This window comes from Mucilaginibacter sp. P2_A5, from assembly GCF_056404995.1.
In genome coordinates this window covers 65,382-80,036 of record NZ_JBFUCY010000036.1, presented here as the reverse complement: position 1 = coordinate 80,036, position 14,655 = coordinate 65,382, and the positions used below count along the sequence as shown (strand labels likewise).

Genomic DNA, 14,655 nt, shown 5'->3' with positions numbered 1-14,655 from the left:
ACTCCAACTGTGATTTATCGTAACCGGACGGAGCAAGGTTCTTTTCTTCCAGGTAAATGTTCAATTGCCCGCTCTCAGATGAACGGACATCCATAAGTTCAAAATATTCTAAAAGACCTTCTGGTAAAATTAAACGGACGAGGGTTTCGTATGCAGTTGACAAGAGTATTCGTGTTGATTGTTATATCCACAAAACAAATACTTTTTTTATTCCCCCACAAGATTTCTGCTTGATCCGTTTTTTCTTCAAGTAAACCCTCATCTAATAAATCTTGGATTGCCTCATACAATTCGATGTCATAATCATTAACGCTCATAATATCCTGGTTTATAATCAAATATAACGAATCCTTTTGATTTGAAAGAGAGCGATTTGTTTTGAGTTCAAATGTTGTACCTATGTTGTACCCGGATTTTTGACCAACAAAAAAAGCGATTAGTGTCTTTCACCTAATCGCCTCATTTTCAAGTACTCAGAGCGGGAATCGAACCCGCACTCCGTTTACGGGAACAGGATTTTAAGTCCTGCGTGTCTACCAGTTCCACCATCTGAGCAGGTGCGTGACCTTTAAAAATAAAACCCTTCTTTTTGATGGAAGGGCTTTGAGCGAAAGACGAGATTCGAACTCGCGACCCCGACCTTGGCAAGGTCGTGCTCTACCAACTGAGCTACTTTCGCATTGGTATTTTTCCTGCTTTAAGTAAGCTGTGTGCTTATCTCGTTTGCGGGAGTGCAAATATAGACAGAATTGGATGTTCTGCAAGGGAAAATTTCACTTTTTTTAAAATAGTTTATAAGTGGTTGACTTTCAAAACTTCTGCTATCAGATCTGCCTCGTACCCGCGCGCCATGGCATACTGTTGCAGCTTATAACGGCGCTTAAGCTCATTTTTCTCGCTTATGGTGCATGCTTTTTTATCCAATAGCCTTGTTAGTGCAGTAAAATAGTCGTCTGCATCAATGGTTAACAGGGCTTTTTTTATCAGTACATCTGGTACGCGTTTCTGTTTAAGGCCTTGTTTTATTTTTGCGCGGCCCCAGGCTTTCTGGCTAAACTTGCCCTTGGCGTAGGCTTTTGCAAAGCGTTCTTCGTTTAAAAAGTTGCCTTGTATCAGTTCGCTTATTACTTGTTCAATGGCATCGGGCCATAAGCCCCATTCGTAAAGCTTGTCGCGCACCTCCTGTTGTGATCGTTCCTGGTAGGCGCAATAGTTTTCGGCTTTGGCCAGGGCTACTTTTGGGTCGGTTATCTTGTTTTTTTTAGGGCCATCCATTGTCAGTCAAAATTCGTCAAAAAATATGCTATAGTTAAATTAATATGCCCAAATTCGTACCATGCTTAACAACCAATACCAGATAACCGAAGTTAAACAGATCATTAATGCGGGCGGCAACATTGTAAAACAATACACCATCAACGCCTTGTTTACCGATAGCCGCCGTTTAAATAACGCGGCCGAAGGCTTGTTTTTTGCTTTAAGCGGAAGGCGTAACGGGCACGAGTTTGTTGCCGGCGCCTACGCCGCCGGGGTACGTAATTTTGTGGTAGAGCATGGCCCCGAATTTAACTTACCCGAAGCCAATTTTTTAATAGTGGCCGATCCCTTGACCGCTTTGCAGGCTTTGGCCGCGTATCACCGCGGCAGGTTTAAACTGCAGGTAATAGGCATAACAGGCAGCAACGGCAAAACTATTGTAAAGGAGTGGCTGTATCAATTGCTTAACGCCGATAAAAATATTGTTCGTAATCCTAAAAGTTATAACTCGCAGATAGGGGTGCCACTTTCTGTGTGGCAAATAAACGGCCGTAATGACCTGGGCATCTTCGAGGCCGGAATATCAACTATCAACGAAATGGATAAGCTGGAGGCCATTATAAAACCCCAGATAGGCGTGCTTACCCATATTGGTACGGCACATGATGAGGGGTTTAAAAACGGGAGGGAGAAGGTATTAGAAAAGCTTAAATTGTTTAAAAACAGCGAGAAGCTAATCTGTAATTACGACCAGCTGATCGATTACAGGGCCGATATATTGGCCAGGGAAACATTTACCTGGAGCCGCAAATTTAACCAGGCCGATTTGTACGTTTTTAGCGGTACGGTGATCTCCAAAAATTATTACCTGCGTGCCTATTACCAAAAACAGGAAATTGAATGCCTGGTGCCATTTACCGACGAGGCATCGATAGAAAATGCTATTGTTTGCTGGGCAACCATGCTGGCCCTTGGGTATAGCGCGGTTGAGGCCGACAAACGTATTGAACGCCTGGCGCCGGTAAGTATGCGCCTGGAGCTAAAAAACGGCGTAAACAATTGCTCGGTGATTGACGATTCCTACAACTCCGACCTGCAATCTTTAGAGATAGCGCTTAATTTTTTAGGCCAGCAAAATCAGCATCATAAAAAAACGTTAATCCTGTCAGATATCTACCAGTCGGGGCTGCCCCAGGATGTGCTTTATCAACAGGTAGCCGACCTGGTGGCCGGTAAAAAGGTAGATAAATTTATTGGCGTTGGCGATGCCCTGGTAAGCCATAAAGACTACTTTAACGTAGTTGAGCATCATTTTTTTAAAGACACCGCCGCTATGCTGCAGCACCTGAAGCAGCTTGATTTTAAAGATGAAACTATCCTGATCAAAGGCTCACGTAGTTTTGAGTTTGAGCGGATAAGCCGTGCCCTGGCACAAAAAGCTCATGAAACTGTACTGGAAATTAACCTGAACACCTTATTAAATAACCTGAATTTTTATAAGTCTAAATTAAAACCCGGCGTAAAGGTAATGGCCATGGTAAAGGCTTTTAGCTATGGCAGCGGTACTTTTGAAGTAGCCAATATGCTGCAATATAATAAAGTTGACTATTTGGCGGTAGCCTATATTGACGAAGGCGTTGCCCTGCGGCAGGCCGGTATCAATCTCCCTGTGATGGTATTAAACCCGGAGGCATCTGCATTTGATAAACTTACGGAATATAAATTGGAGCCGGTGATTTATAGTTTTGGCCTGCTGGATGATTTTGTTGGCTACGCGCAGGGGCGGAGTATTTTAAACTACCCCGTGCACCTTAAAATAGACACAGGCATGCACCGGCTGGGTTTTGAGAACCATGAAATAGATACCCTATGCGATATGCTGGAGGCCAACAGGTACGTGCGTGTACAATCCGTTTTTTCGCACCTGGCGGCAAGCGAGGCCGCCAAACATGATGAGTTTACCAAAACACAAATAAAGCGTTTTGAAAAGGCATTTAAGGAGATTGAACGCTCCCTTGGTTATACCGTTATTAAACATTTGTGCAATACGGCGGGCATCATCCGGTGGCCCCAGGCACAATATGATATGGTGCGGCTGGGCATTGGTTTATATGGTATCGATTCGGCGGTGCCGGCATCAAACAGCGCATTGCAGCCTATAGCCAGCTTAAGAACCAGTGTAGCGCAGGTAAAAAAAATAAAAGGCGGAGAAACCATCAGCTACAGCCGCAGCGGCAAGCTGGCCAAGGATGGTAAAATAGCCACTGTGCGCATAGGTTATGCCGATGGTTATTTGCGTGCATTTGGCAATGGCATAGGGAAAATGCTGGTAAAAGGCACCCTGGTGCCAACGGTAGGTAACATCACCATGGATATGTGCATGCTGGATGTAAGCGGCCTTGATGTAAGCGAAGGCGATGAGGTAGTTATATTTGATGAACAGCACCAGCGTATTGAAGAACTGGCAGCCCAGATAGGTACCATTCCGTATGAAATATTAACTAATGTTTCACAACGGGTAAAAAGGGTGTATTTTTACGAGTAGGGGTTTAAAGTATTTTAAAGGTTTTTTGTCGAAAAATGGACAAAAAGAATCGTTTGCCAATCTGCACGGCAAGGACTTCGTTCACCGTGTAGCCATATTAACCTGAACGTTAGTCCCGACGATTCAGCAGATGTACCGAACGGCTAATAGTGTTAAGACAATTTGTAAAAAGAGTTTAAGCAGTAATCACAACAGTACTTCTTCAGTGGTAAAAAGCCTAAAAATTTTTTCACAAAGGGATCTCTGTGGTCCCGCCTAACCATTTGTGATTTGCATTTTCTGCAGGTAATATGTGACATACGTATTGATTTAGAATACTGAATCTACATATTGAATTTATAACTATATTATAAAATTGAAAACTGCACTTATAGTGTAAAGTAAAGTGTAAAATAGTTGTGAAAAATGTAAACTATTGTCCTTGGAGCGTTTGAGCCCGCTTTTTATTTTATTTTTTTGCCAATTTAAAAGGGTGTATTTTTACGAATAGAAAATTTAGGGGCTTATGAACAATTTTATACGCGTTTTAATCAGGTATTTTGCCAAGGGCCTGTTGGTAGTGGTACCTATTGGCGCGGCAATTTTTTTGATATATTGGGGTGTATCAACTGTTGATAAAGCATTGAATTTGAGTGACCTATTAGTTGATAAAACCGGCAGGCACTTGTACATTCCCGGTTTGGGCATCCTTAACGTATTTGTGGTGATCATGATTGCCGGTATTTTGGTTACCAACGTAATTACCGATCCTATAAAGCGCTGGTTTAAACGCTGGTTTAACAGGTTGCCCATCTTTGCTTTCCTGTATTCGTCCATAAAAGATCTTACTGAAGCTTTCGTAGGGGAAGAAAAGAAGTTTAACGAGCCTGTTTTGGTAGAGATAAATGAGTTCGGGCTTAAAAAAATTGGCTTCCTTGTTCAAAAGGACCTCGCGGTATTAGGTTTGCCTGGCGAGGTTGCCGTATATTTCCCATATTCTTACTCATTTGCCGGGCAGGTTATCATTATTGATGCCGGCAAAGTAAAACCTATCGACAAAAGCGCTGCCGATATCATGAAATTTGTAATATCGGGTGGTGTTAGTGGGCTTGACTAACCGGCTTTGCCTTCCTGGCATCGGCCAGGCGATTGTTTTTGAAACTAAGCATGGCCATAAATGTGCTTATCAGCATCAACGCTGCCCCCAAAATATACGGTGCCCCAGGGAAGTAGGATGGCGTATTTTTATGCGTAAAAATATGAAAGACCGAACTCATTAGTAATGGCCCTATAATAACTGCCAGGCTGCTGATGCCTGACAATGATCCCTGCAATTCGCCCTGCTCTTTTGCAGATACCGCGCTGGTTATCATTCCTTGCAACGCCGGGCCCGAAATACCGCCCAAACAATACGGCACCATAAAAGCGTACATCATCCATCCCTGGTTTGCAAAAGCAATTAAGGTAAGGCCCAGGGTATAAAATAGCAGCCCCCAGATTATATTTTTTTCCTGCCCGTATTTTGGAATGGTAAAGCGGATAAGGCCGCCTTGTATAGCTACCAAAACTACACCTATAAAAAAACCAAGGTAGCCTATGCTCTTCAATTGCCAGTTGAATTTTAACTCGACATAAAATGACGTGACATATTCAACAGCTTTTTGGCCCACATATACTAAAGAAAAAGCCGCGATAAGCCCGCTTAACGCCGGATAACGGCTAAGGCTGCGTAATGAGCTTATTGGGTTCGATTTTTTCCAGTCGAATTTTCGCCTGTTCTCTGGCGCAAGCGATTCGGGGAGCACGAAATAGCCATAGGCCGCATTAAGTAACGCAAAGCCTGCGGCTGCCATAAATGGAAGCCGCACATCAAGCTCGCCCAGGAAACTGCCCATACCTATGCCCACAATAAAGCCTACGCCTGATGCGGCGCCAACGAGGCCAAAATTTGCCGCCCTGTTTTTCCCGGTGCTGATATCGGCAATATAGGCTGTGGCAGTTGAAGTGCTTGCACCGGTAATACCGGCTATCGTTCGGCCCACAAAAAGCCACGCTATGGTGGGCGCGAAGGCCATAAAAAAATAATCGATACCGAAACCTACCAGCGAGCTTAATAACACCGGCCGCCGGCCATACCTATCGCTCAGGTTACCTACAACTGATGAGAAAAGGAATTGCATTGATGCATAGGTAAAGGTTAAATAACCGCTGTATTGGGCGGCTGTACTTATATCAACATGGCCAAGGTCCTGGAGTAGTGTAGGCATTACCGGGATAGTAACCGCTAAACCAAGCACATCAATAAACAGCGTAACAAATATAAAGCCCAGCGCTGCCGAATGCTTCTTTTTAGGTTTTTTAGTCATCAATTTGATAAAGGTTTATACGCCTTAAAAGTTTTGAAGATATTAATTTTGGCCAATATATAACCTATCGTATTATTTTATACAGCATCCCGTTTAAATTTTATAGTTGGTCATGTCGAACTATTCCTGGTTTGCATGATCTCGTTTACAGGTTTTTCGCGCAAAGTCCGCTAAGGCGTAAAAAAAAACAGACAAATCTCTTTGCTTCGTTGCGTCTTCGCGTAAGCTAAATCTTATCAACCACTTACTTCTTTTTAAAGCTCCTGATAGCCAGCAATGCGGCCAGCAACATCAATATAGCTCCCAATATAAACGGGGCTCCGGGTAAATACAGGTGGTTTTTAAAATTGGTAAAATAGTAAAACAAGGTGGTCATTATCCAGGGGCCAAATATCGAGCTCAGGCTCATGAGGCTGGTTAGACCGCCCTGTAGTTCGCCCTGTTCATTGGCAGGTACCTGGTTGCTCATTAAACCTTGTAGTGCCGGGCCGGCAATACCGCCAAGGGCATAAGGTATCATAAAGGCAAACATCATCCAGGTATGGGTAGCAAAAGCAAACAATATCAACCCGGTGCTATATAGCAAAAGCCCCATCCATATACTGCGTTCTAAACCCAGCTTAGGCAAAGTTACCCGGATCAGTCCGCCCTGAACCAAGGCTATCATCAGGCCTATAAAACTTAACGAATAACCAACAATATCTTCGCTCCACTTGAATTTAAGGATGGTATAAAAGGTCCATACACTTTGTACAGATTGTGCTGCAAAATATACCAGGAACAATGAGGCGGCTAAACCGATTACTGACGGATATTTTTTGAGCTGTAATAACGATCCCAATGGGTTTGCCCTTTTCCAATCAAAGGGGCGGCGATGTTCTGCAGATAATGATTCGGGCAGGATGAAAAAGCCATAAACCGCATTCAATAGTGCCAAACCTGCCGCCGCGAAAAACGGGTAGTGAACATTCCATTTTCCTAAAAGACCGCCTATGCCAGGACCAACAATAAAGCCAATGCCAAATGCCACGCCGATTAGGCCAAAATTCGCGGCCCGTTTTTCGGGAGTGCTCACATCCGCTATATAGGCAGATGCGGTTGTAAAACTTGCGCCCGTTATACCGGCTATAGTACGGCCAACAAACAGCCAGCCTATTGATGGCGCAAATGCAAGAAAAAGGTAATCGACGCCGAAGCCTAATAGTGATGATAATAAAACCGGCCGGCGGCCATATTTATCGCTCAGGTTGCCAATCATGGGCGAAAACAGGAATTGCATTACCGAATAGGCCAGCAGCATCAGCCCCGAATATAACGAGGCCTGGCTAACGGTACCATGGATTAATTTCTCTATCAGTTTAGGCATCACGGGTATAATGATACCAAAACCGATAACATCTATCAGCATGGTAACAAAAATAAAGCCCAAGGCGGCCTGTGGTTTAAGTTTGGCAGATTGATCCATAGCCGCAAAATAATGATAAAATGTTATTGGTGGATATTAACTTTAAAAATCACCGGGGAAGCCACCTTTAAAATCTGATGTTTAATGATGTTGAACTATTCGTGTAGAACAGCTGTTCATAAGATCTCGTTTACAGGTTTTTCGCGAAGATCGCCGGGTCGCTAAGAAAAATCTCCAAATTGCCTGGTTCTATGGTGCTTTGTATGGCTAACATCGATGTGTGGTTGTTGATCAGTTTCTAAAGATATGTTTTGTTGGCACATCGGGCTTGTTCAACATGAATGAGAGGCGTAGCCTCGGCCAATTTTGTAGCCACGGGTTTTAACCCGTGGAAAAAAGCAAAGAAAATGGTGGAGAGCCGTATTCTCGGTCCATATTATCAATGCGTATATATCGTTTAAACAAAATGAAAATACCTGGATTTACACCAAAACATTGGCCGTGCCGATGGCACTCTTGTGGTCCTTTAGCCAATCATCCACGGGTTGAAACCCGTGGCTACTATATGTTTCGGGCCGATGGCCCTTAGAAGCCAATTGAATAGAACAACCCACACAAAGCGTCATAAATCCAGTTGCTTTGCGTCTTACGATCTTTGCGCGAGTAAATTTCGTCTGTCTGCCTTTGTTCAATAGCAATATCATTTGAATGTCTAAAATCCCGGCTTCACCTCTTTTTATTCCGGAAACAAAAAAAAATAGACAAATTGCAGCTTAATATTCAACACAGGGTACCTAAAGCCCGATAGCCCAAAACACCGGCCTGAACAGTTAACGATTGAAATGACAACAACAATTAAAAACAGGATAACATCCATTGATTTTCTTCGCGGCACCATTATGATCATTATGGCGCTTGACCACGTGCGCGATTACCTGTATTCAGGTTCGTTTTTATTTGATCCGCTTGATTTGGATAAAACAACCGGGATATTATTTTTTACCCGTTGGATAACCCATTTTTGCGCGCCCATATTTATGCTGCTTGCTGGCACCTCGGCGTTTTTAATGAGCCGGAAGAAAACAAAAAAGGAATTATCGGTTTTCCTGGTAAAACGTGGCCTGTGGCTGGTTTTCCTGGAATTGGTAGTAGTAAATTTTGGGTGGAATTTTAATATCGCCTTCCCGATGCTTTTATTTATAACCATCTGGGCGTTGGGGATAAGTATGATTGTACTTGCCGCACTTATCCATTTGCCTAAAACCGCTATACTTGTTCTTTGTCTCGTAGTTATATTCGGTCATAATTTGTTGGATGGCGTGCATGTGGCCGGCAATAATTTAGCTGGTTTTGGCTGGGCGTTTCTTCATGATCAGCGACCATTTTTTTGGGGACATGAAATACTTTTGGTAGGCTATCCAATTATACCGTTGGTGGCCATTATGCCATTAGGCTATTGCCTGGGGCAACTGTTTACCCCGGAGTATGGCGTGGAAAAACGCAGGAAGACTTTATTTATCATAGGCGCTGCTTCCCTGGTTTTGTTTGTGGTAATCAGGTACCTGAATGTATACGGCGATCCTGTTAAATGGACCGTGCAGAAGGACGCGTTTTTTACCTTCCTGTCGTTTATCAAAGTCAATAAATACCCGCCTTCATTGCTGTATGTTTTATTAACTGTGGGCTCGGCCTTGCTGTTCCTGGCTTTTACAGAAAAACTGCAGAACGCTGTGGTCAGGGTAGTATCGGTATATGGCAGGGTACCTATGTTTTATTATATCATCCATATTTACATTATTCATTTGATAGCCCTTGTGGCCTCGGCGTTAACGCCGGGCCAAAACTGGAAAATCTGGATCCTTGATCAGCCTATCTGGTTTACCTCATCGCTTAAAGGCTACGGATTTTCGTTGCCGGTGGCCTACCTGGTTTGGGTTGTTATAGTTATTGCATTGTACCCGCTATGTAAACGTTATGATGCATATAAACAGGCGCATAAAGAGAAGTGGTGGTTAAGTTATTTGTAGTGATGTAAGCGGGCTTAAATTTCATATTTACACAGTATGTTGCTTATAGTTAATAAATGTTAAATATTTTTCTTTTAGCCGCTAATAATATTATTTTTAAGGTAAAACAATTACCTATGAAATATCGCAAACTTTTGCTGGTTTTGCCCGCTATGCTGGCCCTCCAAAATACCTACGCCCAAAACAGTCACCTTACATTATCGGACAAGTTTCCGGCCGCTGCCAAAAAAATAAAATTAACCTATAACCCTGTTGGTACTCCCATTGAAGGAAAGACGGATATTGCAGCCGAAGTGTATTTTATTGATGGCAAAGATAACCCCGTTGCCGATGTTGACTTGAAAGCCAATGGTGGATCACTAACCGGGGAATTTACTATACCCACACCTGCAAAAGCTTTTTTTGTAAAAATATACAGCGGCGAAATTATTGATAATAATGCTGATAAAGGATACCTGTATCCTGTTTATAAAGATAAAAAAACCGTAGTGAGTGCCTATGAAGCCGAAGCGTTTATATTAACCGGCGGAATTGGGGCGAGGTTTGGAAAAATAAAACCTGACAACGAAAAGGCGATAGAACTGTTTAAAAAGGAAGATGAGGTTAACCCTAAAACCGAAAAGCTGTTCAGTATACAATATTACTCCACATTGGCTAAGAAGACTGACGTTGAAACTACCACATTGCTTAATGCCAAAATAAAATCGCTCGAAAAAAGTGACGCGGAAAAAGATATGTTGCTGGCTGCTTATATGCTTAACTGGACAAAGCGATCAGCATCCGCCGATTCATTAGGCAAAGTTATTAAAACTAAATTCCCCGGAGGCGAATCGGCTTGTAACGAAGCCGGGATGGCCGTTTACCGGCAAAAAGACCTTGCTAAAAAAGATTCGTTGTACCAGGCATTTGAACAAAAATTCCCCGCAAAGCTGGATGGGAAAAATAGTATTCTTGATTATGCCCGCGCAGAGTTGGCCACCGGTTTTATACAAAAAGGAGATAGCGCAAAATTTGGCGCATATGCAAGCAAGGTTCAAAATAAAGTAAACCTGGCCGGCAGTTATAATAATGCAGCTTATGAATTGGCTAAAACCGGAGAAAAATTGGATGTGGCGGAAAAACTATCCAAACAATCATTGGATATCATGGCCGGCCAAATGAAAAATCCGGAGCCGGGGTTATACACATCTCCCAAAGCGGCCGCAATAAATGCAAAGCGCTCATATGATGGTTATGCCGATACTTATGCTTTCGTTTTATATAAGGAGAAAAAGTATGACGAGGCCTTTAAATATCAAAAAGCAGTGTACGTAGCCAATACTTACAATGATCCCGAAATTAACGAGCATTACGTGTTAATACTAAATGCACTTGGTAAGTATGCCGAGTCGCGACAAGTAATTGAAGGTGCGATAAAAAACGGTAAAGGAACAGGTTTATTGAAAGATGAGTTGAAGAAAGCGTACGTTGCTTTAAAAGGAAACGACACCGGCTATGATACCTATTTGACATCATTGGTTGATTTTGCCAAAAATAAAAAACGCGAAGAGTTGGCCAAGCAAATGATTAACCAGCCTGCGCTGCCCTTTGCTTTGAAAGATTTTGAAGGTAACACGGTTTCCCTGGCCAGCCTGAAAGGCAAAGTGGTTATTGTTGATTTTTGGGCAACCTGGTGCGGCCCTTGCAAAGCATCGTTCCCTGGTATGCAAACTGCTGTAAATAATTTTAAGGACGATGCAGATGTGAAGTTTTTATTTGTTGATACCTGGGAAAACGGCGATAACTATGCCGACGGCGTGAAGAAATTTATTGCTGATAAAAAATACAGTTTTTATGTGCTGATGGATGAAAAAGGTGCCGATGGCCGCCAATCAAAGGTGGTAACGCAATTTGGGGTTGAAGGCATCCCTACTAAGTTTATTATCGACAAAAATGGCAACATCCGCTTTAAAGTAGTTGGTTTTGACGGCTCGGCCGATGGATTGGTTGATGAGGTTACCGCAATGATTGATATGGCTAAGGAGCCTGCGCCTGCGGCAAGTGTAGTGCCTAAGGAAAGTATGAAGTAGAATTTTTAGACTTACGAAGTTTTCAAAACTTCGTAAGTCTTCCCCGATTTTGCTGCCGGGCTTGCAAAGTGAATATTAAAAATTCGGCTTCAATACATACTTGTTATAGAAACGGGTAATATGGTCAACTGCTTCTTCGGCAGTGTCTACCAGGCGGTATAAGTTCAAATCATCGGGGTTAATGTTGTGCTGATCGGCCAGCATTTTTTCTTCTACCCAGCTAAACAGCCCTTTCCAGTAATCAATACCCACAAAAATGATGGGGAAGCGCGCAATTTTACCGGTTTGGATCAATGTCATGGCCTCGAATGATTCGTCCATAGTACCAAAACCACCGGGCAGAATAATGAAGCCCTGCGAGTATTTCATGAACATTACCTTACGGATAAAGAAATAATCAAACTCCATGATCTTATCCCTGTCGATATATTTATTATGGAACTGCTCAAAAGGCAGTTCAATATTTAAACCTACCGATTTGCCGCCTGCCTCATAAGCGCCTTTATTTGCCGCTTCCATAATGCCGGGGCCGCCGCCAGATATTACGCCGTAGCCATGCTCGGTAAGCAGGCGTGCGGTTTCTTCGGCCAGTTTGTAATAGTTGTTCTCGTTATGGGTACGTGCCGATCCGAAGATGGATACGCATGGGCCAATTTTGGCCAGTTTTTCAAAGCCGTCAACAAATTCGGCCATTATTTTAAATATCTGCCAGGAATCTGTAACCTTTATTTCCTGCCAGTTTTTGTTTTCAAATGCTTGTCTTATTTTATCGTCACCAGTCATATCCTTTTTTTAGTAGTCCGGAAGTCCGAAAGTCGGTAAGTCCGGAAGTAGTTTGTTTTTTAGTTCCTTAGTTTTTTAGTCCGGAAGTCCGAAAGTCGGTAAGTCCGGAAGTATTGTTAGTACATCGAATTTATTATTATGTTTTGTTGTTGCTTTTGTTTTAACCCGTTACAACTTTCGGACTTCCCATCTTCCGGACTTATATCGAATTTATTATTATGTTTTGTTGTCGCCTTTCTTTTACCCAGTTACAACTTCCGGACTTCCGGACTTCCCGTCTTTCGGACTTGAGCTCAGCAACAAGCCGACAAAGGTAATTAATCCGTTAACAATGATAAGCTCATTGCTAAAAACATATCCGCCCAGAAGCGATTTTGACTCAGCATTTAAAAAGTAACATATAGCAGGGGATGCCACACAAATAAAGGGTACCAGTTTATCCCTCACCTGCCTGTTACTTACAAACAGGCCAAAGGAGTAAAGCCCCAGTAACGGCCCGTACGTGTAAGATGCAACCGTAAATATGGCGCTTACCACAGCATCGTTGTTAATAGCGTTAAATATCACAATGGTTAAAAACATCAGCCCCGAAAAAGCAATATGCACCATATGGCGTGTGCCTACCTTTTTTTTACTGTTAAGATCGATGCTTTTGTTAAAACCTAAAAAATCTACGCAAAAAGAGGTAGTAAGCGCGGTAAGCGCCGAATCGGTGGTAGCAAAAGTTGCCGCTGTAAGCCCCAGCATGAAAACCATGGCCGGTACAATGCCCAAATATTGCAGGGCGATAGTAGGGTACAGGTAGTCGGTTTTATCCACATGAATACCGTATTTGCTGGCATATAGCCATAATAATGCCCCTACGCTTAAAAAGAAGATATTGATGATCACGAATACCCCGGTAAAACTGAACATGTTTTTTTGGGCTTCCTTAATGTTTTTGAGGCTAAGGTTTTTTTGCATCAGGTCCTGGTCAAGCCCCACCATGCCAATGGTTATAAATATTCCGCCCAAAAACGCTTTGGTAAAATGGAACTTGCTGCTGATGAAATCATTGAAGAAGAATATTTTGGCGTAACTGCTGTTTTTAATGGCATCAGCAGCCTCAAAAATATTCATATGCAGGCTGCTGCAAATAAAGTATATTGACAGGAACACCGATAACACCAGGAAAAATGTTTGCAGGCTATCGGTTATAATAATGGTTTTTAATCCCCCTTTGAACGTGTACGACCAGATAAGGACTAAACAAATGAGCACCGTGACGGCAAAAGGAATATGGTAACTATCAAAAATAAATTTCTGTAATACAATAACCACCAGGTACAACCGGAAGGATGAGCCGATAACCCTGCTGATGAGGAATATCCCGGCGGCGGTTTTATAGCTCCAGGTGCCTAAAGCGCCCTCGATATAACTGTATATTGAGGTAAGCTTTAACCGGTAATAAAGCGGCAGTAATACGGTTGCGATGATGAGAAAGCCGGCGGCATTACCCAGTACAAACTGGAAGTATGAAAACTGATCGCCGGAGGGCGCGCCGACCTTGCCTGGTACCGAGATAAAAGTAACCCCGCTAAGTGCGGTGCCAATCATCCCGAAGGCAACCAGGTACCATTTAGAGTTGCGGTTGGCCACAAAAAAGGTATCATTATCTGATGCTTTGCGGGATGTGAGCCAGGAAATAACCAGCAAGACTAAAAAATAACCGATGATAAATGATAGTAATATTCCTGGCGACATAGATGTTTTATTAGTCCGGAAATCGGGAAATCCGAAAGTCCGGAAGTGTTTTTTATAAAACTGATGATAATTTGCAAAATACGCAAACTTTAAAATACGCAATGTTTATGTGGCCTGCAATAACCTGCAAATAGCTGTTGGCCGTCCATGGCTGATAACATGACTAAAAGTTGCTGTTTTTTGTGATAAAAGTGTTAAATTTTAAAAAGTTTAAGTTGTTGATTGTCAGTAAATAAGGTGTTCCATTGTTTGTTTTTGATAAAGTATAAGTAGTTGATATTCAACGCTAAGGCGTTCCAAAGCGTTCCGCATGATCCGGGCGTTCCGGTGGAACGCTTTTCAGTACGTAAAAGATGGCCCGGCAGGCATTTGTCGGGAAACAGTCAATAGCAGATGTAATTTATTCTGATAATTCTTAAATTCTGAAAACGGCGTAGCCATCTTGAACGCCTTAAAAATAAAAACTGGTGAAAAATCCTGA

At 42.6% G+C, this 14,655-nt stretch carries 9 protein-coding genes and 2 tRNA genes; 4 read left to right on the top strand and 7 right to left on the bottom strand.

Annotated elements, in window-relative coordinates; genetic code table 11:
- Nucleotides 1-470 precede the first annotated feature (470 nt).
- The 3 genes from AC1DXF_RS24995 to AC1DXF_RS24985 form a co-directional block, all read right to left on the bottom strand.
- Nucleotides 471-555, bottom strand: a tRNA-Leu gene (locus tag AC1DXF_RS24995).
- A gap of 51 nt (nt 556-606) precedes the next feature.
- Nucleotides 607-679, bottom strand: a tRNA-Gly gene (locus AC1DXF_RS24990).
- Nucleotides 680-792: 113 nt separating this feature from the next.
- A complete protein-coding gene (locus AC1DXF_RS24985) occupies nt 793-1,275 on the bottom strand; it encodes a regulatory protein RecX (protein WP_477451427.1) in 483 nt (160 codons plus the stop codon).
- Between the two features lie 61 nt (nt 1,276-1,336).
- Between AC1DXF_RS24985 and AC1DXF_RS24980 the strand changes: the two genes are divergently transcribed.
- Both AC1DXF_RS24980 and AC1DXF_RS24975 read left to right on the top strand, forming a co-directional pair.
- Nucleotides 1,337-3,802, top strand: a complete 2,466-nt coding sequence (locus AC1DXF_RS24980; protein WP_477451426.1) for a bifunctional UDP-N-acetylmuramoyl-tripeptide:D-alanyl-D-alanine ligase/alanine racemase — start codon at nt 1,337-1,339, stop codon at nt 3,800-3,802.
- 505 nt (nt 3,803-4,307) lie between these two features.
- The gene (locus tag AC1DXF_RS24975) at nt 4,308-4,898 is read left to right on the top strand and encodes a DUF502 domain-containing protein (RefSeq protein WP_477451425.1); all 591 of its coding nucleotides are present in this window, start codon (nt 4,308-4,310) and stop codon (nt 4,896-4,898) included.
- Here the strand turns inward: AC1DXF_RS24975 and AC1DXF_RS24970 are convergent.
- Together AC1DXF_RS24970 and AC1DXF_RS24965 are read right to left on the bottom strand one after the other, a co-directional pair.
- Nucleotides 4,882-6,147, bottom strand: a complete 1,266-nt coding sequence (locus AC1DXF_RS24970) for a TCR/Tet family MFS transporter (protein WP_477451424.1) — start codon at nt 6,145-6,147, stop codon at nt 4,882-4,884. The two genes, AC1DXF_RS24975 and AC1DXF_RS24970, sit on opposite strands and share 17 nt — an antisense overlap.
- A 244-nt stretch (nt 6,148-6,391) precedes the next feature.
- Complete coding sequence (locus AC1DXF_RS24965) at nt 6,392-7,612, bottom strand: TCR/Tet family MFS transporter (protein WP_477451423.1); 1,221 nt, start codon at nt 7,610-7,612, stop codon at nt 6,392-6,394.
- 782 nt (nt 7,613-8,394) lie between these two features.
- Here AC1DXF_RS24965 and AC1DXF_RS24960 point away from each other — a divergent pair.
- Nucleotides 8,395-9,579: an acetyltransferase domain-containing protein gene (locus AC1DXF_RS24960; RefSeq protein ID WP_477451422.1), complete on the top strand. Its 1,185-nt coding sequence runs from the start codon at nt 8,395-8,397 to the stop codon at nt 9,577-9,579.
- Between the two features lie 116 nt (nt 9,580-9,695).
- The gene (locus AC1DXF_RS24955) at nt 9,696-11,648 is read left to right on the top strand and encodes a TlpA family protein disulfide reductase (protein WP_477451421.1); all 1,953 of its coding nucleotides are present in this window, start codon (nt 9,696-9,698) and stop codon (nt 11,646-11,648) included.
- A 75-nt stretch (nt 11,649-11,723) separates the two neighbouring features.
- Here the strand turns inward: AC1DXF_RS24955 and AC1DXF_RS24950 are convergent, their stop codons facing one another.
- Complete coding sequence (locus AC1DXF_RS24950; protein WP_477451420.1) at nt 11,724-12,431, bottom strand: LOG family protein; 708 nt, start codon at nt 12,429-12,431, stop codon at nt 11,724-11,726.
- Between the two features lie 240 nt (nt 12,432-12,671).
- Nucleotides 12,672-14,174: a sodium:solute symporter gene (locus tag AC1DXF_RS24945; protein WP_477451419.1), complete on the bottom strand. Its 1,503-nt coding sequence runs from the start codon at nt 14,172-14,174 to the stop codon at nt 12,672-12,674.
- Between the last annotated feature and the right edge of the window lie 481 nt (nt 14,175-14,655).

What these genes read in the sequence shown, in the direction of transcription:
- AC1DXF_RS24980 (WP_477451426.1), top strand. Translation starts at nt 1,337, where the DNA reads ATGCTTAACAACCAATACCAGATAACCGAAGTTAAACAGATCATTAAT.
- AC1DXF_RS24950 (WP_477451420.1), bottom strand. Translation starts at nt 12,431, where the DNA reads ATGACTGGTGACGATAAAATAAGACAAGCATTTGAAAACAAAAACTGG.
- AC1DXF_RS24970 (WP_477451424.1), bottom strand. Translation starts at nt 6,147, where the DNA reads ATGACTAAAAAACCTAAAAAGAAGCATTCGGCAGCGCTGGGCTTTATA.
- AC1DXF_RS24985 (WP_477451427.1), bottom strand. Translation starts at nt 1,275, where the DNA reads ATGGATGGCCCTAAAAAAAACAAGATAACCGACCCAAAAGTAGCCCTG.
- AC1DXF_RS24955 (WP_477451421.1), top strand. Translation starts at nt 9,696, where the DNA reads ATGAAATATCGCAAACTTTTGCTGGTTTTGCCCGCTATGCTGGCCCTC.
- AC1DXF_RS24965 (WP_477451423.1), bottom strand. Translation starts at nt 7,612, where the DNA reads ATGGATCAATCTGCCAAACTTAAACCACAGGCCGCCTTGGGCTTTATT.
- AC1DXF_RS24975 (WP_477451425.1), top strand. Translation starts at nt 4,308, where the DNA reads ATGAACAATTTTATACGCGTTTTAATCAGGTATTTTGCCAAGGGCCTG.
- AC1DXF_RS24945 (WP_477451419.1), bottom strand. Translation starts at nt 14,174, where the DNA reads ATGTCGCCAGGAATATTACTATCATTTATCATCGGTTATTTTTTAGTC.
- AC1DXF_RS24960 (WP_477451422.1), top strand. Translation starts at nt 8,395, where the DNA reads ATGACAACAACAATTAAAAACAGGATAACATCCATTGATTTTCTTCGC.